Consider the following 21,607-nt stretch of genomic DNA (forward strand, 5'->3'; position numbering starts at 1 on the left):
CGATAAAATTTACTTGTTGGCATATATTGTTCCCCTAGTTATTGAGATTATGTGTTTTAAATATGTAGTAGAGACTGAACGAAAAAAGCCCATTAAAAATATAATTATTTTTCAAGAAAAAGAATCCCATAAAAACTGGTTTGTAAAGTAGAAATCAATTATTCGTCGGAATTCCACTTGTAAAACCAAATTTTATACGCTTTATAGCAAATTTCGTCCAATTGTAACGCACTTCCACAAAAATCATTTATCCGGTATAATAGATTTAACAGGAAGGAGGTTAATGAAATGGAAGAATCGTCACTAAAAGAAATTCTAAATGCACTTCAATTACATTCCGGGCGTACTGATGAGAAGATCAAACAGGCGCTTCAATCGCATTCCGAGCGTACTGATGAGAAGATCAAACAGGCACTACAATCACATTCTGAGCGTACTGATGAGAAAATCAAACAGGCACTACAATCGCATTCTGAGCGCATTGATCAGAGAATAGAACAGAGTCTTCAATCACATTCTGACCATATCGACCAAAAACTGGAACAGCGATTTCAATCATATTCTGACCACATCGACCAGAAACTGGAACAGACGAAATTGGATTTGCAGAATCAGATGAATGAGGGTTTCAAGCAGGTTGATAAACGTTTGGATAATCTCGATAAAAAATTTACCGGTCTACGCGTTGAACTAACCGAAACCCAGGAGACAGTCAACTTTCTATCAAGTAAATCTGCACAACATGAGCGAAAACTACAAAACATCTACTGAGTTCAATCCTAAATTTCCATTACTTATAACAACCACCTCCATGATCGCTACCCAAAAAATATCATCGATTGTAGAGGTGGCTTCTGTATGCATGATAGAGAGCCAATTTATTTAACTTCGCGCAGTGTACTTCTACGACTTGATAGGGAACCATCGACTCGACACTCAGAGATTCTTTGGCTACTGTCTTCATCGCTTCTGCAACCTCTGGATTAAATGTTTTCCCGTATACATCCAGTTGATAAACACCTAGTTCCTCCAAATTCCGTAACAACATTTGTGACCATTGGTTTAACAAATGATTCCAAACAGCATCATCTTCTTTTAATCCCGACAAAACGTGATCCATTTCGTCCAACAAACTAATCAATCGTATCCATGGTAAAATCCCGTTGACGTTCATAACGCTGATGCTCAGACATTAAATCATTTTGTTGGTTGTAATTTGACAATTCTTTCGCAAACTGATCCATCTTTTCCTCCATGTTTTTATTCGATTTAAATTGGACCCGGGTTAATTTCGTCAATTGATCTGTAACATTTTTTAAATACGTTTGCACCGTTGCAAATTCCTTTTGTACATATTCCCATTCCGAGGATGTCTCATCTTTCTTTTTTCCAGAATTTCCAGTTCATGTTATTCTCCTTATTAACGCTGATACTTATAGTGATTCGACAAATATATACTATTCCCTTCAAAAATCGCCCATTATTTTTATTGGTCAATTATATCTTTTTACGGATAAAAAATAAAGAACCCTTTATAGTTAAGGATTCTTTAGGTATGATTCCGATTGGGCTCGAACCAACGACCTCTACCCTGTCAAGGTAGCGCTCTCCCTGCTGAGCTACGGAATCGATTCGTATAAAACTACGTCAAAACGATTATATCAACGTTCCTTTAACGGAAAGTCATTCGATATGTCACACGTTTATATTAGGTATTATAGCAATAATTCCGCAACCTGACAAGCTAATTTTATGTAAAAATGCATACAAATTTCGCACCAACTGTAGAAGTATCGCCAACTTGAATCTAATTGCGCTAAAATCGACTTGTACGACATGTATCCACGGAAAAAAGGAATAAAAAAGTAGGACGCCCGTAATATGATCGGACGCCTTATTAGGAGATTTATACGTTTCTTAGGAGAAATATAGGCTGTCTCCCTCCCGGCTTCGGTAGAGTAAGCCGTTCATCGGAAGATAGTCCTTTCATCGGAAGATAGCTTTTACATCGGTTGACCGTCTATATTCTAATTAGTTATTGAATTTACATAAAACGATAATAAACGGTTATATATCCGGTCATTCCGTCATATGTCGTAGCTGTAACGTTCCCTCCGATATGACAGAGATAATCCCGGAATACGATCAACTCGTTAGAATCCGCAACTATCCGTTTATATTCTCGATTAATAGCCGTCAATTTCTTACGTCCCTTTACGGATAAACTTACATGCTTCTTACATGTCGCGATAAAATACGTCCGTTTTCGTCGTACTTAATTCGCTACTCCCTTCGGTAGAAAATAGCCCCCTTAATTCCTTGCCGGCCTGTTCGGCCAGCGTCATGTTACGGTATTCTTGACCGATGCCACTGGCAACGGCCTGCTTCATAAGTTCTAGCGCGCCCTCTGCTTCTGTTTTTACGGATAGACCATACCCAATGGATCGTAAGCCTTGTTTTGTCTTATCCGAATCAGCATAACTTAACAACTCGGGCATTTTTCGTTTCAAGGCGACCTTTTGACTATCCGTCATGTACTCGACTTGGTTCCTTAGTTTCGATATAGCCTCTTGCGCTGACGTATCTCCGACTGCCATAGCTAGGTTAAACTTCGCTTCTTCGGCGATTTCCTCAGCCAATTCCTTGTCTTTTAGCGTCGGCTTAATTGTTGTTAGTGCTGCCTCGCGTTCGAGTTCGGCTATATGCTGATTCCCGATTTCTTGATAGGCTTCTCTGATTACCTTTATATTGTCGTCCAATATCCTGCGTTGCTGTGCCGTTTCATAGTCTTTAACCTCCTTCGTCATCATCGGATTATCGTCATTTTTAATCTTTTCGACTATCTTCTTATATTGACGTACTTGACTGTCCGCCATACTTTTCAACGTATCCATCGAATCGCCTTGAATGTCTGCTTTCTTAATTTCTTCTAGTTTTTTCATAGTAAATCTATCCCCTTTTAATTATTTTTATCTTGATCGTTTTTCCGTTGTCTTAATCTTCGGCATACCGTCATCTTCTAGGTTATTACTGACGATATTAGGTATATAGTTTTCATTACGGCAAAACTGCTTGGCAATTTGTTCCGCTCTTACATATGCGTGATATTCTGTTTTGCTTCCCTTCTCTACGTACTTGGAACGGTATACCGTTTCCCCTGTTTGTTGTTCAACTATCACGGTTTTTACCTCGGTTTGAAACCGATCGACTGGCTTTATTTTTATGTTTACTATGACCTTGCCGTCCATTTCCGGTTGGTCTACTGTGATCCTGCCTTTGTCCTTTCCTTTACCGAATAATCCCACGTTTGAGACCTCCCTTCGTTCCGGTATCGCTTATGTTCCGGTTTTACCGTCGAATACTTTACGTGGCGTAAACCTTTTGGCGGTTTCCATTGCCTGCGCTTGCGTTCTAAATGTTCCAATCCCTCGACATGCTCGGTCATATAGCGAACAAACGGCGTATACCAATCGTTATAAACCGTTCGGCCTTTCCGTTGTCGCCTATCGCTGTTTTCATTGTCATACCGCTGTTGTTGCTCTTGAATCGTCATTTTCGTGTCCTCGCCTTCCTGTCCGTCTAGTAACTCGAATATCGTTTCTTTCCGTTCAATTTGCTTTTTACGAATAATTCTGCTATATTTTAGATATGATGATGGTAGCAGGGAAGGGCGTACCCTCCGCCTGCATAAGGTTATTTACGGCGCTGTTTCCTTGTTCGTCTCCCCGGACGTTTACGGAAATGGCGCTTTTCTCTTTTCCGCTTACTACTTTTTCAACAATGACTGTCGGTTGTCTCCGGCAGTCTCCCCTATGAACCGTGACCCTTTATAACCTCGACTGCTATAATCACTTTCCTTATAAAGACACTTCATTTCTTGCAATCTCCCATCCCTCCGATCTATAACTGACTAGACAAAGTAAACCCAATCGCCTACCGTTCCCCTTGCGATTGAAAAACGATCCCTTACAAACGCTGATATGGCAGGTTTTTCAAACGTCTAAAATGTCTAGTTTTACGTCCGTTTATTCCGACTTTGTACGGTGATAATACTCTCTTTTACGTTCCTTGTCCTGGTACTCCCGGCAACTATCGCAATACACTTGGTTACTTGATCGCTTTGTAAATGACTGGCCGCAACGTTTACAAGTACCGGTCATGACCGACTGGCTAACCTTACCGCCTTGAAATACGTTCCAATAGTCCGCCTCCAGGTTCTTATCCATCGGAAGGACATGCGTTTCAAAGTACGTACACCGCCTATTAGGGTGCGTAGGAAAGCCTTCACGTAATGGCGGATATAAGTCCGACCCATCTACGCCTGTTCCGTCGGAATTACATAAGGCAGATTCATACGCCAACTTCCGCAACTGACTTTCAAATGACTTAACTCCCGGCTTGTTCAGATATTCCGTTACCGTCATCCGTTTACCATCGTACATACATACTGTTTTATCGTTGTTCATCATCTATCATTCTTTCGGCATCTCGTGCAGTTTGAGACTCGTTTTTGTATACCTGCGTCATCCCATGCCGTTTATTCCGGGACAGCACGTAAACCCTACTTTGTTGTTAGCTGTGTATTTCGCTTTCTATTGCGTCCATTGTCGATTTGATTTCTAATGTGACGTGATGGCCAGCGTATTTTAATTTGGCCAACGCCTTCAGATACTCGATCAAATCCGATAGTTTTACTGCGTTCATCGCTCTTTCACTCCTTCCGGCGTAAGTATGGTTGGTTATTCGTTATCCTCCGTACCGTTAGGCCTTCATCGGATAGATTCGTAAGTCATCGGATAAATTGCGCATAATAAAAACGCCTGTATGGCGATAAGTTTTATAGCCCGAATATTTGTTTTATTGTACTGCCTGGATCGCCTCGTAACCTTGTGGCAATGCTAGGATTAATTAATATGACAATTTCCCTACCATCTCCACGCGCATTAGGTGCAAAGGTTGCCTTCCTCTTAACTTCCGCGACAACGCCTTGTAAGGTTAACTCTTTTATAACTTGATCAAATTTTTGACGGCTTATTCCTAACAAACTGGCAATCTGCGACTTACTTAAAACATTAACGTTATTGTCGTCCTTTTCGTGCGGATTGCTGCAAAGTAAATTTGAATTATAGTGTATGAACGGTATCAACTTATAAATAATTCCTAATTCCGATGGACTTAGCTTTAAACCCTTAACGGCTGTGTGAAACGTTTTAACTAACATGTCCGCTTTACCTCCTGCCTTTTTCCGAAAATGATAGCGTTCATTCATAAGGTACTGGTCTCCGTTTTCCATAATCACACTAGCGTCTGTTAACGTTTGAATAGCTTGTTTGGCGTACCTGCGTTGTATTCCGAATATCTTTGCTATTGCGTTTATATCTAAAGGTTTTGGATTTCTCCCTGCCGTCACAAGTACATTTGTTTCGTACTGGATATACGGTTGCAACATTAAAACATATCCGCATTGCTTATTTGTTAGGGATTCCGTTATCTCTAATACTCTTTGCATGTGCGTAAAGGTAAAATGCCGTTTATCTCGTTTATAACTTGCGTACAACCTCTTACGTTCCTTAGATTCAATAGATTCATATACATACGCCCTACCTGCTTCGTCCACTCCATAAGTATCGCTCCTTGGCGTGATAATTCCTATCGGTTCTTCACTTGTCAAACTGGCGACTTTGTTTCCGATCTCTCCCATTTAACCCCTTCTTTCTATGTTCCGTTAAAAAATACGTAACCTTTTTCGCACGTTTTCCAAGAGATACGTAACCTTTTTCGCATGTGCCTTTACCTTCCTAAACCCGTTGTGTGACGTGAGTTATGGCGGTTTTTAAGGCTGTTTTTCGATAAGTTGATTCTTAGTCTTTATTTATCGGTAAACCTCAGCCCTGTTCGATATATACCTATCATTAATAGGAATGTGCGCCGGAATATTTATATTCCCCGTTATACATTCCCCGGATAATGTAGACGCACTATACGCCCAGGACGTTCTTTATTTCCGAAAATGAATAACGTCTATCCTTACCCCGTTTAAGACGAGGAAATTTATTTCCGCTGTCTTTGAGGAATGAAGGCTTTAGCCGGAATGACGAATAGGTGATAACCTCCGTCCCTATCCGTTTGTATCGTTTATTTCGTCCTATAACGTTTTGTAGCGAGAATTGTAAACAATTCAAGGGAATAAATTCCCCCTCCTTCCTTTCGTCAGTCGGTATTAATACTTTTAAACCATCTTGTATATTAAAAGCGTGGTAAAATACTATTAATATATAATAGTACGTTACCACGGTTTTTAGCGTAATTCCTGCTCCGGCTATGTTCCGTAATCTCCATTCCGTATAGTATCGCCCACTCCCTGTACATATTCGATCTGATCCGCCCCAAACTCCCGGATAAAACGCTGTTCGATTCTTGGCGTTAGGTTGCGGTGTTCATTTTCAATAAGTCCGATCAATTGACGACTGACTCCGATCCTATGAGCCATTTCCGCCTGTGTTAGCCCGTTTAGAGTGCGGACGTTTCGAAATGTTACCGTATCTGATTGCGTCATATTCTTCGCCCTCCCTTCCGTTTATAGTTGTAATTAGTAGAGTTATGCTACTTTATCGGATAAAAAAAAGAAGGCGATTGTTTGGCGTCTATATCCCTCTACTTAATAGACGGAATGTGCGTTTGTTTGCATAGTTTTAGCGTAAAATTACAAGAAAATTTTAAAAACTGTATAACCTTCGCATCAACTCCATATCTTGTTGATAAAGTCGTTGCTGTTCGGCTTCTTCTACCTCGTCCAGCATGGCGTGTCCGAACTCATCGTCGCTATCCGGGGAAAAATCGACGGGTATTTCCTGTACTTGACGGCTATATCTCGGATCAATGGCCGTGCCTCCCGTTCGTGTATAGTTCCGGTAATTCCTGGCGCATTGTTTGCTGCATGTTAAGCTACGACCGTTACGGCTAACATCGTAGAAATAATTCATGCAGACCTCACAACGAGTGACACGTTTCGGCTTGAAAATGACTTTCCGCCAATTTAATTCAACAGGTAACGGATACTTGGCACAAGCACCGTCTATTATCGAACGAAAGAAAGCTAGTTCATGTTTGCGTATACTGGCGATTCTACTACGGAATTGTTCAGTCTCCGGATGTTCGGCGATATACTCAAATTCCGCCGTTATTAAATCGTATAAAGCTATGGCGATTTCCTCCGATACTCCTGCATCTATGACGCTTTGTACTTCTTTTACGTATGCCATTACTGAACACTCTCCATTTCGATAATAGTTTCGTCCTTAAATGATCCCTTAACAAAGTTCTCCCAAAAGTCATCGAATCGGTTTATAGATTTTCCAACGTTACCATCTCTATCGCAATATTTTCGTACATCAGGACCGTCCAACGTGATGGAGCCATACTTTGAAATCATCTTTTCCAGATCAGACGCAAACTCTCGGTAAAATTCCTCCCTAGCCTTGTTGTCCACTTTCCGATATCCTTCTGACCCGTACTTACTACGATATTCCTCGTTCTCCTGACGCAACTGTTCGTAATCATCCGGAACAATTTCGACATATTGAACCTTGTACTCTACTTCTGGCTCCTTTCCTACTTCGACCTCCAACCGTTCTCTCTCCGATCTTTCTGCGTCCTTTTCCTGTTCTAAACGTTGCACCCGATCTTGTTCCGCCTTTAACTGCTCCTTCAACTGCTCTTTCACCTCTCGTAGTTCCTTGACGGTCATATCCTCCGGTTTCTTTTCTTCACCCTTGGACGTTGTGTGCGTTTTGGTGCGTTCTTCTGGCGGTAGGGTTGCTATTTCGTAGAGAACATTTAAAGCAATTTCCGACGATGTCGTCGTATTTGATTCACCCAGCTCTGTATAAACTTTCATTATACGTTGTGCTTGGCGTTCGTGTATTCCGACACTTTCAAGCCACTTTCCGAACTCTCCATGTGCCAAATCGTTTTCTTTTACGTGTTTCAGCCTCCTTCCTATTTCGAAAATTGCTTCGCCTGCGACCCGTTTATATGCGTTTATTTCCGCTGTTATCGTTGGGAGATCGTTGGATAGTTCCTGTACGTCTCCTTCGCTAGTTAGTTCCGTCATTCCGCTATCTCCTTTCCTTTTTTCCTGCTTTTTCTTTTGTCTACTATTAGTCATGTAAAATCCTTCTCCTTTAAATAAATTTGTCTGCAATTTTTCCGCCCTCACTTAAAATACCCAAATAACTAGCCATTTTTGGGACATTCCGTTGTAAATACAGAAGATTCAAACATAAATATGCAAATAAAAAGCCTACTGTCCGCCAAAACAGTAGACCCGTGTATCTGTCTATATTTTATTGCGCGTAAGACTCCGCCTTTACCTCCGATAACTGCGCCAACATCTTTTACCACTCAGAATTGGGATTTCGCTTAAAGTCCGTTTGCTCCCTTACCCTAATCATTCGTTATCCCTCGATTCCTCCAGTTTATTCATTAAAGCCCGTGCCTGCTTTCCCATTTCGTAGCTTGCCAATCGTTCTGATAAGTGGAACAATACTAGCTGCAAAACGGGAATATACTCGTTATCTATTTCCAATCTAGTTACCGTTCCGTCATTGTATACGTCACACATTGAATTTTAGCCTCCTTCGTTACTTGAACTACGTCAGTTTCACTTGAACTACGTTAGTACTTTACTTAAACAGTTTACGTATGCCTTTACCTGCCGCCTTTCCAGTCAACCTCCGGCCTATACGTTTACCGACCTTGCCCTTTTTAACGGCGTTTATATCGTTACTGATTCGTAAAATTTTATAGAGTACGCTCTTTATCCCATTCGCTCAACTCCCTTCCGTTTGTTAGTTCGTCGATGTATGCCTCTAATTCGCCCGCCATTTTCCGATCACCATTACTCTTATATATCGTCTTTGCTTGCTGTAATCCGGCGACTATGAAAGTCACTGTTTCATGGTTTGTCTTAATTGTGACTGTTTTTCCGCTGCTTTCTACCCTCATGATACCGCCTCCCTTCTTTCTTGCTGACACGTTTTCCGTTACGTTTACCGTAACACAATTATAGTATACCGAGTTTATCTCGAATTGTCAAACTAACATTTCGTTTACCGTAACACTATGATATAATGATGTAGTAAGATGACGGGGGTTGCTAACAATGAAAGTAAAAATAACGTTAAAAGAACGCTTACAAGAGCGCAATATAGGCCAGCGTCAATTTTCTAAAATGACCGGGCTGTCTGTCCGCACCATAAACGAATTAGTGAATAATAAGACATTGCGGATTCCTGTAAGGGCATTAGAACGAATCGCTTTCGTATTGGAAATAACGAATATAAGCGAATTATTGACGATTGTTGACGATGATAAGGACGATGGGAACGGTGTATAGGGCAACGTTGGTGTCTCCGTCTATTCATCCGTCCTTCCCTTCATTGCGGAAGATTCCCTACTGCTGCCTCCCGCAGGAGTCTCCGACCCCCGTCCTTTTAAAATTTTGTACGCAAATTGTTAACGCCAGCAGTCGGGAGTTGTCAGAATAGTACCCCGGGTATAAACTGTTTAAAATGTTCAGAATAATATATGCAAATAAAACAGTTTATCTACTGATTAATGTTCGTTTTTAACGTAATCCCAACGTCAAGTACCGCCATGTCGCAATACCCCTTTTAAACGGAAGTGTTATCCGTTTTGTTTCATGTTTGTTTCATGTTTGTTTCATGCTTCTCTTATCCTTCGTCATCCTTGTCCTATTGCTTTCCCTGTTACTCAACCCTTCAAGTCGTACTGTATCCTAGTCCTGTATCGTCACTGTGGCGTCTGTGTGCTGTCCTATGACTGAACGAGTAATAACGTTGTAACGTTGGCACATCTTATAAGGCTTGTATGTGTGCGTTGTATGCCTTGTATTGCTATGTCCTATGTCCTACAAGTGATGGCGTTGCCTCCGTCCTTGTCCTTCCTGTTATCGTCCGTATGCCATCGCCTATGCGTGTCGTGTCTGTGTCGTACATGTTCCTGTACGTATGCCTAATGTATGTATGCCTGTCCGTGCCTGGCTGTCGTGTATGCCATGTGTCACTGTGCGCCTTGTATGACTGGCCTGTCCTCATAGGTTACGTTGCTAGTACTGAATGGATAGCCATGTAACGCATGTCCGCAAAAGTATACCATTACGTCCGTTATGATCCGATATATTTTCGCGTCTGTAAACATACAATAACCAATTATACAAACGTCCATATAGTTACTTGACCTTTACAAACAGATAGTATACAATAGACTTAACAAACATTACGGAAGGATGATGACCTATGACAGACAGTAAAACATTCGCTTACATACGAGTCAGTAGCAAGGAACAAAACGAGTCTCGGCAGATTCATACGATGAGGGAAAAAGGCGTACCCGAACGTAACATATTCGTCGATAAACTCTCCGGAAGTAATACGAACAGACCGCAATATCAGTTGTTAAAGACGTATGTCCGTAAAGGTGATACGGTTATATTCGATTCTATCTCCCGTATGTCACGGAATATGGACGATACAAAGAACGAATACAAGTGGTTCGTCGATAACGGTATTTCCTTACAATTCGTTAAAGAACCGATGTTAGACTATGACGTAAACAACATAGAAAACGATCCGGTAAAGAAGGCCATTCCCGATATTATCCTAACGTTGCTTGCTTCATTCGCTGAAAAGGAACGTCTCGATACAAGGCAAAGACAACGAGAAGGAATCGACGCTGCTAAACGTAATGGAAAGCATCTCGGACGGCCTAAAAAGTCTTATGAAACGTTATCGAATGAAGATAAACAGTTATTCCACGAACAGTATAGACGGTGGAAGAACGGTGAACAGACTGCTGTACAAACGATGAATAATGCCGGACTGAAAAAGTCCACGTTTTATAAGATAGTAAACGAATACGAATCGCTATTGACCGCTAACTAATCGAATGGTTTGCGGTTTATTTCCTTCCTAGTTTCCGTCTATGTACGTTTTCGGTATTAATAACTTATTTATATCTACGTAACTCCTTCGCCTATTCCGTAACACATCCGTCCTAACAACCTACGTATGATATGCGATAATGACGATAATGTACGTATAAAGGCGTAATGTTCGTGTTTTAACAGTCTCCGACCTCCCCCATTATTCCGAGATAGCTTCGACTGGTGAACGGCTCGCCTAGTATACATACGTAATAGCAACGGAATCGAATCGGACATCATACGCAACTTCATACGCAATACCTACCTTCCGCAACTAACGCAACGCCTAACTCAATACAATATATAGTATATAACATAATCAATACGTACTACATATACGTGTCGTGTACGTTTGTAACTTTTAAAACAAAGTAAATTAATAGGAATAATACAGTTATATCCTGCGTCACATCAACGTTTTACAACGGAATAAGCAACGGTTTGTCAAGTACATCAGCTTTACACTTATGCGGAACTCACGCAAATAAATTTGCCATTAATTCGCTTCCCATCCGATCAAGCATATTACTTAATATACCGTTAAAGTATCCGGCAATGTTACGCAACTTTTTCCGTTTAGTTGCGTGGAAGGTCTCCCGGATTGCTTGGATAGCAACGTCAATTAATTCGTCATCCTCGTATGCTTTCCGCAATTCCTTCGTTTGTCCTCTGAACACACCATAAAGACGTGATACCAATCGTTGGCTATCTTTTCCGACGAATTGTTTTACGGCATCTTTAAAACGTTTGTACGGCGTTCTGATGGCGATACAATACGTATTACTGGAAGTAATTGTATAATGATTATAGTTAACTGGTTCGGCTGCATTTTCGGACTTTTCCACCTTGTTTTGCTTATCATTTTCGACATTGTTTGCGGTGACAGCTTCCGGTGACAGTGACGAATTAACGACGATAATATTTACCGATTTCTTGCGACTTTTTCCGAATCCGGTCCACTTTTTAACCGTCGGAATACGTTCGATCATTCCGTAACCTGCCAACTTGTTCACCGCTCGTATAACCGTCCTTTTCGACATTCCGATACTTTCTGCAATCGTCTGGTACTTCGCGAATGAAACGCCAATAACACGTAAACTAGAACGTCCCAGAAAACGCAAAACCTCAATGACAGACTCCGGTTGCTCATCATTGCGTAGGACTTCGATGTATTCGTAAATTTTTTCGTCCATTTTGGCGATAGTTTCGAATGAACGGTATTTTTCGATATTGGCGAATGTGATTTGTTCGTAGTTTGACATTTTCGTTGCCTCCGTTTTCTAAGAGGCGTACACCGCCGAATTAAAACGTTAGTAGACGCAATATTCCGTAAACTATAAAGGATATACGTCCAGAATTTGACGTATCCGGCTTTTTTGCGATATACTGTTTATACGGTAGTTGTCGTATATCACCTTCGGGTGTGTACGACTCTTTTTTTTGTTTTTAAATTTTTCTCTTCCTTGGTCTGCTCATTTTCTCCGCAACCTTATTTACTGGTGAATGTTTCGTGTGCTGATTTTCCAACGCTTTATTGGATAAATGGGTGTAACGTAGAACCATTCTTAAATCGGCATGGCCCAGCAACATTTGTAAATGGCGTATACTTCCGCCGTCCTCCAGAAATAAAGTAGCTGATGTATGACGTAATAAATGCGGGTGTATATTTTTCTTGATCTTCGCCTTTTCCCCGTATTCATTTAATCGTTTCCTGAACAAGTCCCGATCTATCTGTTCACCGTAATTAGTAAGGAATACATATTCGCTATCAAATTCGCTATTTGCCAATATCAACCGTTTAACTAGCTTCGTTGTCGCCGGACGTAAAGGTAATGTCCTTGGCTTTCTACTTTTGGCGATATTAGCAGGAATAGTAACGGTGTTATGCTTTAAATCGAAATTACTTTCTTTAAGATTTGTTGCTTCGCTAATCCTCATCATTCCGTCGATAAGTACATACATAAGTGTATGGTCTCGGAATCCCGCATACATAGACTTATCTGGCGCTTTTAGTAACCGCTTTAATTCGTCCAAATTCATTACTTCAACCTTTTCCAACGGCTGCGGGAGATTCTTAACGCCTTTCATCGGATTACTAGGCGTTATTTCTTCCTCATACAAACAGGCAAACATGACACGCATTGTTTTTAACCTTGTATTTATCGTACTTGGAGCCAACCCTTTATGGCGTTGCTTATCAGTCTTGTACTTGTGCCCGTCAAATGTTATAACCTCGGTTTTCATGTAAGTTATATAATCGCGGAATACTGATCGATTTAATTCCTTGAATACGGGCTGTATATCTCGTACCTTTAAAAAATTGACGAAATACGAATAGTTATCTTTGTACTGTTGTAGCGTGCTATCCGCCTTACCCTCTGCAACCTTAATCGAATAGAAAGTCCTAAATAAATCGTCCAATTCCATAAAAAAACACACCTCCCATTAACGGAATGTGTGCGACAATATCGACCAATTAATACCGAAACTTTGCGTCAAAGTCACCGTTTTATGTCAACGCAAAAAAGCACCAAAACGTTGGTATTTCAACATCTTGGCGCGTATGTAATATCCGAAAATTCCAATAGCCACTGTCAAGGTAGCGCTCTCCCTGCTGAGCTACGGAATCGATTGATATAATTTCGATCAAAACGGCGATACATTAATGTTACTTTAACGGTAACCAATCCATATATCATCTGTTTACATGAAGTATTATAGCAATAAGTCTGCTACCTGACAAGCCCTTTTTTTATCGGTGATTCACTTTATCGGCAGCTCTTACCTGTCTCTTTGTCCCAATCCGTGATAAACTTAAGTGTGGAAGTGAGGTGTGAGCTGTTGCGAAGAAAAGGAACAATGAAAGATTATACAATTAAAAGTCGGTATTTGGATGAGGATATGACATTAAAAATTTATTATCCTGAAGCTTTTTCTCCTTTATACAAATACCATATTTGTATCATGCAGGATGGGGACGATTATTTTCAATTGGGAAGGGTAGCAACATTAAGCGATAATCTTCATGAAACGGGAGAAATTACAAATACCATATTTGTCGGCATTCATTACCGGGATAAATTTGACCGCAGAGAGAAATATCATCCCAACGGTAAGCAAAACAATGCATATACCAAATTTTTGATCAATGAAGTGGTACCATTTTTGGATGATTTGCTGCCCGCTTATCATATGGGTCAGTCACGAACATTAATGGGGGATTCACTAGCCGGAACACTGGCATTAATGACAGCTATTCATTACCCCAACACATTTAGTAACGTGATTATGCAGTCACCTTATGTCAATAATACCGTAATACAGGCCGTGACAAATGCCAGGAATATTGCTTCACTTGATATTTATCATACAATTGGTACAGAAGAAACGGCTGTACATACGACAGACGGTTCCGTAGAGGACTTCCTGACACCAAACAGAGACTTGCACAAACTTCTGGTCACAAAAGGAATGAGCTATTTTTACCATGAACTGGACGGCCCACATACTTGGAAACCATGGCAAAAAGATTTGCAACATGCATTAACCACTATATTGGAACCATGAATTCCTTGTGTTAATTATCATGAAATTTTCGACAAATGCTTTTCAACTGTTGTTACTTTTTGTTATAATCTCATCTTTGACAGTAAAAATCACAGAAACGTCCTCATATTAGGCGCAACTGTGATTTTTTTAGTGCTAAAAAGTGAGTACTATTTACTTTTTTTAACCTCTTTTAAAATTTTTTTCATTTTTTGTATCGGCACGATTTCCGTGTCTGTTCGAAATCCGAAAACATCGTGCAATTTGTCTGTTAGATCTGTTCTGGTATAAGTAGGAATGTAACCCTCGTTTGTAGCTTTCAACACACGCATTTCCCGTAATGTTTGAATGATTTCAAAACAGGTAGCTGACTCGTCAATTTTCTTTTCAATTAGGCGGTAGGTCAATAATGACAGAAAGCATACTAAGAAGTGGGCCTTGATTCGCTCATCTTTTTGGAGGAAGACCGGTCGCGTTCGCATTTCACTTTTTAAAATGCGAAAGGTCTCTTCAATTTCCCAGCGTCGTTGGTTGATTTTAACAATTTCCCCTGGTGTGCTTTCCAAGTTTGTACATACACCATAAAAACCATCAAATTTCGATTCTTCATCAACGAGTGCTGAATTAATGGTGTACTTACTCTTTCCAGCAATCTCTCCATCTTCTGTGACATGTGTGGACTGTATAAAACGATCTGGCGAATTTGCCCGCTTTTTCTCTATCCGCGAAGGATTATCCACCTTTTTCAGTGCGCGATCTATTTGTTTTTCACGAATACCTGCTTGATAGCGTTTATGTTTCGGTGAAAAGGTGACGACCAATTTTTGTTCGAATCCATTTTCATTGATCCAGCGTTCTTTATGGTATACTTGTTTATCATTTTTAAGATCAAGATCATTCAGATTGATTGTTTGTTTTCTTTTCTTGGCGGCCGCTTTCTGAGTAGGATCTACCATCTCCCACCCTGAAGGATCCAAAGCCCACTCTTTCAAATGCTTTTTTAATTTTTTGATGGACTGTGTGGTGACAAAAGCTCGTTTATTCATAGAATTGTACAATCGATTTTCATGGGAAGAAAGCCCGGCATCTGTACAGACTACAAATTTAGATAGCTGAAAATCTTTCAAGATTCTTTTCTCCAGGGGCTTTAATGTTGGCTGCTCATTTTGATTCCCGGGATTGATTACAAAGGCGAGTGGAAGCCCGCTGCCATCCATAAATAATCCCATTTGAACGATTGGATTCGGACGGTTTTCTTTCGACATCCCATATTGTTTCAGACCTTCTTCTTCTTCAATCTCGAAATAGAAATTTGTACAGTCATAGTAAAGGAGCTCCGTCTTTCGCTCAACGATGGCTGTGCTATTTTTGTATACTGTCCTTTCGATCGTATCGGATTCCTCAGCTAAGATATCTAATGCCCGATATATATGCTGTGTATCTACGGAATGGGGCTCCAATAAATCATCTGCCCTCTCTAATGTTCCTTTTTTTGAAGTTGGGTAAATAACCCGCATGTATATTAGGAGAGCTAGAATCTTGTTTAAATCGTATGTAAAGTTGTGTCGATCGGAAATATCTTTACATATTTTATCTAGTTTTAGTTGATGATAAATCGACTTTAAGAAAAGATAACCAACGTTAAAAGATCGTTTTCCCACCTTTGGTATCGACTTTTTTGGATTGTACTTGACGATAATCGTTTCTGACTTTAGCTTTTTTTCTTCCGTTAATTTTTTTGCATATGCACGTGCCCATTCTTCCGGGTCAACACCAGGATATCTTTCACGAATTTCCTGTTCGTTGCCTAAAGATTCAATGACTTTCGTAGTTGATTTCCCATTAATATCTCTAACATTTTCAATAACGGAATAGGAAACAGAATTCTTGGATACACTTTTTTTAATACGCATGGATATCCCTCAAATCTTCTTGAATGCCTCTATCATAACATAGTACTATGTAGTACTCAATAATTTAATTAAAAATTTGACAAAAAAATAAAGCCATCACAGGCTTTAAAGGCAATTTCTGATTATGTAGGTGTCAAACTCCCGTTAATTATCATGAAATTTTCGACAAATGCTTTTCAACTGTTGTTACTTTTTGTTATAATGAAGAGTAATCATATGATAGAATAAATGTGCTATCATAATAGGGAGTAAAATAAGAACAAGGAGGTTGTATGATGAAGTACGGTATTGTTACCTTTCCATCCAAGCCTGTCCAAGATGAAGTCAATTCTTATAGAAAACGGTATGATCCGCATTATGCGTTAATTCCGCCACATATTACGTTAAAGGAAGCGTTTGATGCAACAAATGATGAGCTGGAAACGCTCGTAACCGAATTAAAACATATTGCAAACGAAACAAAACCGTTCAAAATCAACGTGAACAAAGTAAGTACATTTGCTCCCGTAACCAACACCATTTATTTGAAAGTGGAGCCGATTCAGGAATTGATCGATTTACATGAAAAGCTGCAAAGCGACAAATTCCCCGAGAGCGAGGAATATACATTTGTTCCACATATCACGATTGCCCAGAAATTAAAATATGAAGAGTACTCCGATATTTTTGGCAGCTTAAAAATGAAAGATTTCAAAATTGAGGATACCATTGATCGTTTTCAATTACTTTATCAGTTAGATAATGGCTCGTGGACTGTTTATGAATCTTTTGTGTTTGGGAAGGAATACGTGTGATTATCAAACGTGCCCGAACTGAGCAAGAAATCAAACAAGCCTTCCAGGTACGTACCACAGTATTTGTTGACGAACAGCACGTACCGCCGGAAGAAGAAATTGATCATTTCGATAAAGAAGCAATCCACTTTATTGGGATTCAGGATAATCATGCCATCGCTGCCAGCAGACTACGTTTTACGGAAGATTATGGTAAGTTGGAGCGTATCTGTGTCATGAAAGATGCACGCGGAAAATCATATGGTTCTGAACTGATCAGGAAAATGGAAACAGAAATAATGGAAAACGGGTATCAAAAAGCAAAATTAAATGCACAAACTCATGCGGAAAAATTTTATAAACGACTGGGCTACGAAACGATTTCGGGGGAATTCCTTGATGCAGGTATCCCACACGTTACCATGATTAAGAATTTGGAATAAAAAACAGTCCGTCATCATATGGCGGGCTGTTTTTTGGATAATGATAACATTTGGGTTCGTGTTCACACGATGCTGACATACCCTTTCCCACAAACAGCCCCTTTCTTAGATACTTGCATTAATTCGCTGTGGTTTTTTCTGAAGGGTTTGGTAACCATATGCCTTCAAGCTGATTTTATACGGTCCTTCAATATAAAATTGACCTCGCTTATCACCAACCATCCGATTTTTATAATCCTGGTATTGATATTCAGAAACGGGTAACACATAACCCATTCAAATCACCTTCCAATAGTTTATCCATGTTTCGTTACGAGCGATTTTCATTTATCTTTTCAAACTATTCAATTAACAATACCCGTTTTCCTTGAAAGTTATGCATTGAATCTTCACTCATCCTCCATCTTTTTTTCCAGTTCCTTAATAAGTGATTCAAGGTGGCCGATTCCTTCTAAAAAGTCATTGTTCCATTTATCCAGTTGTTCATCCCATTCACCCATGCGACGTTCCGGATATTGGAACCACTTCTCATTCTTTTCCAAATGTTTTTCAATATCACGCAGATGCCGCAACCAAGGTATTCTCGGCTTTTCCCACATGCAACCTATCCTCCTTAAGGTGTTGTCCAGATTTTAATGAAAGAAAAGACAGCTTCATCAGCCGTCTCTCCTTGTTCTCGTTAAATCCAGGAAAACGGTCCCCTATTCTCCCGCTCATCATTCTCATCTTCTGCTTTCTCTTCGCCTTCATCATTCTGTTCAGATTCACGCTCTTCATTAGCCGGTTCTTCATTTTCACCACGTTCTGGAATTGGACGGCCAAGGAACGGGTCATACCTGGGATGGCGGCGCTGCTGCGGTTCCACTTGTACATTGTCCGCCTTAATAACCAAATCTTTCACATGGATAACTTTTTTATTATCAGACATTTATCATTCACTCCTTTATAACATTTACTCCCTTATTAATATGGTCGCTATTAGTCTATGTAGACACATCACCTTGGTTATAGACATTCGCCCTTTTCTGTTAAAATTCACTTTCCCTTTTATACATCAGTTGTCCGCCCACACCACCATGGGGTTATGTCATATTCTATTAAGGACACTAGGTCAAATCACACTTTCAGAAAGGAGTAATAATTCATGGGTTGTTGCGGAAAAGAGTATGAAACTGGCAATTGTGTATGTGATATTCTAAAGGAAATTGCAGACGTTCAAAGTGACATCGTTGAGAATTGCTGTGACACAAGTTGCGAAAGATCCATCAATGATTTACTAGGTGAACAAGAATCAGCTGATTTAGATACAGTACCAGTTTTATTGTACTGTCAAGATGGCTGCAAACCTTTCAAAGGGTTCGGAGCTTTTAGAGGTGATGGAAACGGAGGCTGCGACTTTGGTGAAGTAGTTGGAAGTTTCTATTTCCGTGTGAAAAAAGTTGACGATAATTGCTGTGCTACACTGGAGCTATTAAGGGATCCTTATGATAAAGATAGCAATCCGGCAGATCCAGTCTGTCAGGATACGTGTCATTTGCGTGCTACAGGAATCTGCATTACCGTTGATGTTAACTGTTTCTGCCACATAACATGTTTACCGGCGATTTCAGCATTCAATACAGTAACTGGTCCCGCATAATAAGTATTAAATCATTATCAACCAAGGAGAAGAGGAAATACCCCTTCTCCTATTTTACATGTCTCGGTCTTCGCTTCCTGACCCATCCGGCTCCTACGACCAGCGGCTTTCGTTTTTGACCTTACATACCCAGCATGCGTATGTCTATTATTTCCTCCATAGGTATACTAAAATTCCGTCTTCCTGTTCTTAGGATAATTGTTTCTTCCTCTTGATCGATGATAATTCCACGGTAGGCGCGTTCTTCAGTTTTTACTTCACATTTCAAATTTGGAATATGCGACGGTAAATTCAATAAATAATCAACCTTTTCCTCGACTGTCATATCCTTAAATTTAGTCCTTTCCCGGTTTTTCTGTGAATTTTGTTCACCCTCTGTTGTGTCTTCCTGTTCTTCCTGATGTTCCTGCCATGTTTCTGTTAGCGAATCTTCATCATCCTCGTCTATTACTGCGGGCTGAGGATTTTGAAACTGTTGAAAGCTATTCCCTCGTGTGGGCATGACACTGGATGTATTCGTTTCATGTTGTTCGGGGGCTGATTTGGCTGTTTTTTTGGGGGTTGCATAATGATCTTGCATTTTCACTTCAGGCTTTTTCATTTTGGGTTGTTGGATATAAAATAATGGATCTTTGGCATACCGCTTGCGCACCATTCGACCATCTCTCCTTTTATACTTGTTATCAACTCATTATATGAAGCCTTTTTAAAAATGTGTTATTTGCCTATATCCTTATAATAGCTCATACAAAAGCAGAAGCTCTTTCTAAAGCTCCTGCTTATCCTGCATTGTTGCAGATACGTTGCTGAACGGTCGCCTCCGCTTTTCTATCTAAATTAAAAAACTCATAAAGGCTGTTGCCAATCCGAAATAAATCAATGTAGAAATAAGGTCGTTAAGCGTGGTAATAAATGGTCCGGATGCAACAGCCGGATCAACTTTCAAACGATCCATCAGCATTGGCACCAAGGCACCAGCTATCGTAGCCACTGTCAAGGTAATCAAGAGGGAGATACCAACAAGCAAACCTAAGAAGAATTGACCCTTCCATAAATAGATCACAATCGTAATAATAATCCCACATGTTGATCCTGTAATGAGTCCGGTCCCCAATTCACGAAAAATAAGTTTAAGTTTGCCTGTTGCACCGTACTCCCCCGTTGCAATCCCGCGTACCGCTACAGCGAGTGCTTGTGTACCTGTATTTCCCGACATCCCGGCTATTACCGGGATAAAAGCAGCCAGAATCGCAACTTTTTCCAGTGTATCCTCGAACATACCGATCAAACTTGCCGTTAGCATGCCTAAAAATAATAAAATGATTAACCATGGGAGGCGTTTTTTGGCAGATTTGAAGGCATTTTCACTGGGACGGTCAACATCTTGAACCCCGGCAAGTTTGGAATAGTCGTCACTTGCTTCTTCATCCATAACATCCAAAATATCGTCAACTGTAATGATACCAAGCAAATGTTGCTGAAAATCTACAACAGGTACGGCGAGAAAGTCATAATCCCGTATCATTTGCGCAACCTCTTCCTGATCCAGACCAACCGATACGGACACCACTTTTTCACTCATGATATCACCTATTTGTGTATTCTCATCAGCAACAATCAGATCCCGTAACGAAAGCACACCAACCAACTGTTTATCTTCATCGATTACATATAGATAATAAATGGTTTCCGCATCTGGTGCCTCTTCCTTTAGATCAAGCATGGCCTGCCCGGTGGTTTCTGTCTTGTATAGAGCGATAAATTCTGTGGTCATAATACTTCCAGCTGTTTTTTCCTCGTAATGTAACAACTGTTTGATTTCATCAGCCGATTCCGTATCCATGATGGTCAGGAAGCTGGCTACTTTATCTTTTTCCATTTCGTTTAAAATGTCAACCGCATCGTCAGTCGCCATTTCTGCAAAGACCATTGCCGCAAACCGGGGATCCATCTCACTAAAAAAGCTTTCCGTATCCTCAAGTTCAATATTTTCCATGATTTCAGATGTTTCTTCAGGAGATAAATACGAATATATCCGCATTCTTAATTCCCTTGGCTGTTCCATGAAAAATTGCGCCTGATCGTATGGATGCATATCAAGAAATTCTTCACGAAACTGTTCGATTTCTTCATCTTCCAAAACCGCTATCAATTGGTTCCATTGGCTAGTTTTTTCGTTATGATCTTCCATAGGTATCACTTCCTCTGGGAACTATACTATCCCATTATTTCCCCGGCTTCAACCGGCATAAACATTTTACTCACGCTATCCCCTTCGATATTAATAA

The 21,607-nt window shown here is 40.2% G+C and carries 29 protein-coding genes and 1 tRNA gene; 7 read left to right on the forward strand and 23 right to left on the reverse strand.

The window, feature by feature from the left end:
* The first annotated feature begins 288 nt into the window (after window positions 1-288).
* On the forward strand, window positions 289-771 hold the full coding sequence (locus tag O2S85_RS12260) for a hypothetical protein (protein ID WP_269409610.1): 483 nt from the start codon (window positions 289-291) through the stop codon (window positions 769-771).
* Window positions 772-832: 61 nt separating this feature from the next.
* On the opposite strand, the gene O2S85_RS12265 is transcribed toward O2S85_RS12260, so the two are convergent.
* The 15 genes from O2S85_RS12265 to O2S85_RS12335 form a co-directional block, all read right to left on the reverse strand.
* Entirely contained in the window at window positions 833-1,129 is a 297-nt protein-coding gene (locus O2S85_RS12265; protein ID WP_269409611.1) for a hypothetical protein, read from the reverse strand.
* A 4-nt stretch (window positions 1,130-1,133) separates the two neighbouring features.
* Window positions 1,134-1,331: a hypothetical protein gene (locus O2S85_RS12270; protein WP_269409612.1), complete on the reverse strand. Its 198-nt coding sequence runs from the start codon at window positions 1,329-1,331 to the stop codon at window positions 1,134-1,136.
* Window positions 1,332-1,556: 225 nt separating this feature from the next.
* Window positions 1,557-1,629 (reverse strand) — tRNA-Val (locus tag O2S85_RS12275).
* Between the two features lie 415 nt (window positions 1,630-2,044).
* Entirely contained in the window at window positions 2,045-2,200 is a 156-nt protein-coding gene (locus O2S85_RS12280; protein ID WP_269409613.1) for a hypothetical protein, read from the reverse strand.
* Between the two features lie 37 nt (window positions 2,201-2,237).
* Window positions 2,238-2,942, reverse strand: a complete 705-nt coding sequence (locus O2S85_RS12285; protein ID WP_269409614.1) for a hypothetical protein — start codon at window positions 2,940-2,942, stop codon at window positions 2,238-2,240.
* A 27-nt stretch (window positions 2,943-2,969) separates the two neighbouring features.
* Window positions 2,970-3,305: a hypothetical protein gene (locus O2S85_RS12290; RefSeq protein ID WP_269409615.1), complete on the reverse strand. Its 336-nt coding sequence runs from the start codon at window positions 3,303-3,305 to the stop codon at window positions 2,970-2,972.
* Window positions 3,260-3,553 (reverse strand): hypothetical protein, encoded by a 294-nt coding sequence (locus O2S85_RS12295; RefSeq protein ID WP_269409616.1) that lies wholly within the window; start codon window positions 3,551-3,553, stop codon window positions 3,260-3,262. The genes O2S85_RS12290 and O2S85_RS12295 overlap by 46 nt, the downstream gene beginning before the upstream one ends.
* 472 nt (window positions 3,554-4,025) lie before the next feature.
* On the reverse strand, window positions 4,026-4,469 hold the full coding sequence (locus O2S85_RS12300; RefSeq protein ID WP_269409617.1) for a hypothetical protein: 444 nt from the start codon (window positions 4,467-4,469) through the stop codon (window positions 4,026-4,028).
* Between the two features lie 103 nt (window positions 4,470-4,572).
* A complete protein-coding gene (locus O2S85_RS12305) occupies window positions 4,573-4,704 on the reverse strand; it encodes a hypothetical protein (protein WP_269409618.1) in 132 nt (43 codons plus the stop codon).
* Window positions 4,705-4,837: 133 nt separating this feature from the next.
* Entirely contained in the window at window positions 4,838-5,701 is an 864-nt protein-coding gene (locus tag O2S85_RS12310) for a hypothetical protein (protein ID WP_269409619.1), read from the reverse strand.
* A 618-nt stretch (window positions 5,702-6,319) separates the two neighbouring features.
* Window positions 6,320-6,556 (reverse strand): helix-turn-helix transcriptional regulator, encoded by a 237-nt coding sequence (locus O2S85_RS12315; protein WP_269409620.1) that lies wholly within the window; start codon window positions 6,554-6,556, stop codon window positions 6,320-6,322.
* A gap of 160 nt (window positions 6,557-6,716) precedes the next feature.
* Window positions 6,717-7,262: a hypothetical protein gene (locus tag O2S85_RS12320; protein ID WP_269409621.1), complete on the reverse strand. Its 546-nt coding sequence runs from the start codon at window positions 7,260-7,262 to the stop codon at window positions 6,717-6,719.
* Window positions 7,262-8,167, reverse strand: a complete 906-nt coding sequence (locus O2S85_RS12325) for a DUF3102 domain-containing protein (protein ID WP_269409622.1) — start codon at window positions 8,165-8,167, stop codon at window positions 7,262-7,264. The genes O2S85_RS12320 and O2S85_RS12325 overlap by 1 nt, the downstream gene beginning before the upstream one ends.
* A 282-nt stretch (window positions 8,168-8,449) precedes the next feature.
* Entirely contained in the window at window positions 8,450-8,623 is a 174-nt protein-coding gene (locus O2S85_RS12330; protein WP_269409623.1) for a hypothetical protein, read from the reverse strand.
* A 179-nt stretch (window positions 8,624-8,802) separates the two neighbouring features.
* Window positions 8,803-9,006 (reverse strand): hypothetical protein, encoded by a 204-nt coding sequence (locus tag O2S85_RS12335; protein WP_269409624.1) that lies wholly within the window; start codon window positions 9,004-9,006, stop codon window positions 8,803-8,805.
* 157 nt (window positions 9,007-9,163) lie between these two features.
* Between O2S85_RS12335 and O2S85_RS12340 the strand changes: the two genes are divergently transcribed.
* Both O2S85_RS12340 and O2S85_RS12345 read left to right on the forward strand, forming a co-directional pair.
* Entirely contained in the window at window positions 9,164-9,397 is a 234-nt protein-coding gene (locus O2S85_RS12340) for a helix-turn-helix domain-containing protein (RefSeq protein WP_269409625.1), read from the forward strand.
* Window positions 9,398-10,319: 922 nt separating this feature from the next.
* Window positions 10,320-10,964, forward strand: a complete 645-nt coding sequence (locus tag O2S85_RS12345) for a recombinase family protein (RefSeq protein WP_269409626.1) — start codon at window positions 10,320-10,322, stop codon at window positions 10,962-10,964.
* Window positions 10,965-11,481: 517 nt separating this feature from the next.
* Here O2S85_RS12345 and O2S85_RS12350 read toward each other — a convergent pair.
* Window positions 11,482-12,267 carry a helix-turn-helix domain-containing protein gene (locus O2S85_RS12350; RefSeq protein WP_269409627.1) on the reverse strand — a complete coding sequence of 262 codons (786 nt, stop codon included), beginning with the start codon at window positions 12,265-12,267 and terminating at the stop codon, window positions 11,482-11,484.
* Between the two features lie 184 nt (window positions 12,268-12,451).
* Window positions 12,452-13,432 (reverse strand): tyrosine-type recombinase/integrase, encoded by a 981-nt coding sequence (locus tag O2S85_RS12355; protein ID WP_269409628.1) that lies wholly within the window; start codon window positions 13,430-13,432, stop codon window positions 12,452-12,454.
* Between the two features lie 414 nt (window positions 13,433-13,846).
* On the opposite strand from O2S85_RS12355, the gene O2S85_RS12360 reads away from it, so the two are divergent.
* Entirely contained in the window at window positions 13,847-14,572 is a 726-nt protein-coding gene (locus tag O2S85_RS12360; RefSeq protein WP_269412575.1) for an alpha/beta hydrolase, read from the forward strand.
* Window positions 14,573-14,721: 149 nt separating this feature from the next.
* On the opposite strand, the gene O2S85_RS12365 is transcribed toward O2S85_RS12360, so the two are convergent.
* Window positions 14,722-16,464 carry an IS1634 family transposase gene (locus tag O2S85_RS12365; RefSeq protein WP_269409629.1) on the reverse strand — a complete coding sequence of 581 codons (1,743 nt, stop codon included), beginning with the start codon at window positions 16,462-16,464 and terminating at the stop codon, window positions 14,722-14,724.
* A gap of 275 nt (window positions 16,465-16,739) precedes the next feature.
* Here O2S85_RS12365 and O2S85_RS12370 point away from each other — a divergent pair, with 275 nt between their 5' ends.
* Entirely contained in the window at window positions 16,740-17,258 is a 519-nt protein-coding gene (locus O2S85_RS12370) for a YjcG family protein (protein ID WP_269412576.1), read from the forward strand.
* The gene (locus O2S85_RS12375) at window positions 17,255-17,680 is read left to right on the forward strand and encodes a GNAT family N-acetyltransferase (RefSeq protein WP_269409630.1); all 426 of its coding nucleotides are present in this window, start codon (window positions 17,255-17,257) and stop codon (window positions 17,678-17,680) included. The genes O2S85_RS12370 and O2S85_RS12375 overlap by 4 nt, the downstream gene beginning before the upstream one ends.
* Window positions 17,681-17,785: 105 nt before the next feature.
* Here the strand turns inward: O2S85_RS12375 and O2S85_RS12380 are convergent, their stop codons facing one another.
* The 3 genes from O2S85_RS12380 to O2S85_RS12390 all read right to left on the reverse strand — a co-directional run bounded on the left by O2S85_RS12380 (window position 17,786) and on the right by O2S85_RS12390 (window position 18,608).
* Window positions 17,786-17,956: a hypothetical protein gene (locus tag O2S85_RS12380; RefSeq protein ID WP_269409631.1), complete on the reverse strand. Its 171-nt coding sequence runs from the start codon at window positions 17,954-17,956 to the stop codon at window positions 17,786-17,788.
* 113 nt (window positions 17,957-18,069) lie between these two features.
* On the reverse strand, window positions 18,070-18,279 hold the full coding sequence (locus O2S85_RS12385; protein ID WP_269409632.1) for a hypothetical protein: 210 nt from the start codon (window positions 18,277-18,279) through the stop codon (window positions 18,070-18,072).
* A gap of 80 nt (window positions 18,280-18,359) precedes the next feature.
* Entirely contained in the window at window positions 18,360-18,608 is a 249-nt protein-coding gene (locus O2S85_RS12390) for a hypothetical protein (protein WP_269409633.1), read from the reverse strand.
* Between the two features lie 216 nt (window positions 18,609-18,824).
* On the opposite strand from O2S85_RS12390, the gene O2S85_RS12395 reads away from it, so the two are divergent.
* A complete protein-coding gene (locus tag O2S85_RS12395) occupies window positions 18,825-19,319 on the forward strand; it encodes a CotY/CotZ family spore coat protein (RefSeq protein WP_269409634.1) in 495 nt (164 codons plus the stop codon).
* Between the two features lie 121 nt (window positions 19,320-19,440).
* On the opposite strand, the gene O2S85_RS12400 is transcribed toward O2S85_RS12395, so the two are convergent.
* Together O2S85_RS12400 and mgtE are read right to left on the reverse strand one after the other, a co-directional pair.
* Entirely contained in the window at window positions 19,441-19,974 is a 534-nt protein-coding gene (locus O2S85_RS12400) for a CotO family spore coat protein (RefSeq protein ID WP_269409635.1), read from the reverse strand.
* Between the two features lie 177 nt (window positions 19,975-20,151).
* Window positions 20,152-21,510: a magnesium transporter gene (gene mgtE / locus O2S85_RS12405; protein ID WP_269409636.1), complete on the reverse strand. Its 1,359-nt coding sequence runs from the start codon at window positions 21,508-21,510 to the stop codon at window positions 20,152-20,154.
* Between the last annotated feature and the right edge of the window lie 97 nt (window positions 21,511-21,607).

Origin of the sequence: Lentibacillus daqui (assembly GCF_027186265.1) — a bacterium.
Classification (GTDB): domain Bacteria; phylum Bacillota; class Bacilli; order Bacillales; family Amphibacillaceae; genus Lentibacillus_C; species Lentibacillus_C daqui.

Excerpts from the sequence above, each read along its gene's own strand:
- O2S85_RS12260 (WP_269409610.1), top strand. The coding sequence starts at position 289 with ATGGAAGAATCGTCACTAAAAGAAATTCTAAATGCACTTCAATTACAT.
- O2S85_RS12285 (WP_269409614.1), bottom strand. The coding sequence starts at position 2,942 with ATGAAAAAACTAGAAGAAATTAAGAAAGCAGACATTCAAGGCGATTCG.
- O2S85_RS12295 (WP_269409616.1), bottom strand. The coding sequence starts at position 3,553 with ATGACGATTCAAGAGCAACAACAGCGGTATGACAATGAAAACAGCGAT.
- O2S85_RS12300 (WP_269409617.1), bottom strand. The coding sequence starts at position 4,469 with ATGATGAACAACGATAAAACAGTATGTATGTACGATGGTAAACGGATG.
- O2S85_RS12305 (WP_269409618.1), bottom strand. The coding sequence starts at position 4,704 with ATGAACGCAGTAAAACTATCGGATTTGATCGAGTATCTGAAGGCGTTG.
- O2S85_RS12310 (WP_269409619.1), bottom strand. The coding sequence starts at position 5,701 with ATGGGAGAGATCGGAAACAAAGTCGCCAGTTTGACAAGTGAAGAACCG.
- O2S85_RS12315 (WP_269409620.1), bottom strand. The coding sequence starts at position 6,556 with ATGACGCAATCAGATACGGTAACATTTCGAAACGTCCGCACTCTAAAC.
- O2S85_RS12320 (WP_269409621.1), bottom strand. The coding sequence starts at position 7,262 with ATGGCATACGTAAAAGAAGTACAAAGCGTCATAGATGCAGGAGTATCG.
- O2S85_RS12325 (WP_269409622.1), bottom strand. The coding sequence starts at position 8,167 with ATGACTAATAGTAGACAAAAGAAAAAGCAGGAAAAAAGGAAAGGAGAT.
- O2S85_RS12330 (WP_269409623.1), bottom strand. The coding sequence starts at position 8,623 with ATGTGTGACGTATACAATGACGGAACGGTAACTAGATTGGAAATAGAT.
- O2S85_RS12335 (WP_269409624.1), bottom strand. The coding sequence starts at position 9,006 with ATGAGGGTAGAAAGCAGCGGAAAAACAGTCACAATTAAGACAAACCAT.
- O2S85_RS12340 (WP_269409625.1), top strand. The coding sequence starts at position 9,164 with ATGAAAGTAAAAATAACGTTAAAAGAACGCTTACAAGAGCGCAATATA.
- O2S85_RS12345 (WP_269409626.1), top strand. The coding sequence starts at position 10,320 with ATGACAGACAGTAAAACATTCGCTTACATACGAGTCAGTAGCAAGGAA.
- O2S85_RS12350 (WP_269409627.1), bottom strand. The coding sequence starts at position 12,267 with ATGTCAAACTACGAACAAATCACATTCGCCAATATCGAAAAATACCGT.
- O2S85_RS12355 (WP_269409628.1), bottom strand. The coding sequence starts at position 13,432 with ATGGAATTGGACGATTTATTTAGGACTTTCTATTCGATTAAGGTTGCA.
- O2S85_RS12365 (WP_269409629.1), bottom strand. The coding sequence starts at position 16,464 with ATGCGTATTAAAAAAAGTGTATCCAAGAATTCTGTTTCCTATTCCGTT.
- O2S85_RS12370 (WP_269412576.1), top strand. The coding sequence starts at position 16,740 with ATGAAGTACGGTATTGTTACCTTTCCATCCAAGCCTGTCCAAGATGAA.
- O2S85_RS12380 (WP_269409631.1), bottom strand. The coding sequence starts at position 17,956 with ATGGGTTATGTGTTACCCGTTTCTGAATATCAATACCAGGATTATAAA.
- O2S85_RS12385 (WP_269409632.1), bottom strand. The coding sequence starts at position 18,279 with ATGTGGGAAAAGCCGAGAATACCTTGGTTGCGGCATCTGCGTGATATT.
- O2S85_RS12390 (WP_269409633.1), bottom strand. The coding sequence starts at position 18,608 with ATGTCTGATAATAAAAAAGTTATCCATGTGAAAGATTTGGTTATTAAG.
- O2S85_RS12395 (WP_269409634.1), top strand. The coding sequence starts at position 18,825 with ATGGGTTGTTGCGGAAAAGAGTATGAAACTGGCAATTGTGTATGTGAT.
- O2S85_RS12400 (WP_269409635.1), bottom strand. The coding sequence starts at position 19,974 with ATGGTGCGCAAGCGGTATGCCAAAGATCCATTATTTTATATCCAACAA.
- mgtE (WP_269409636.1), bottom strand. The coding sequence starts at position 21,510 with ATGGAAGATCATAACGAAAAAACTAGCCAATGGAACCAATTGATAGCG.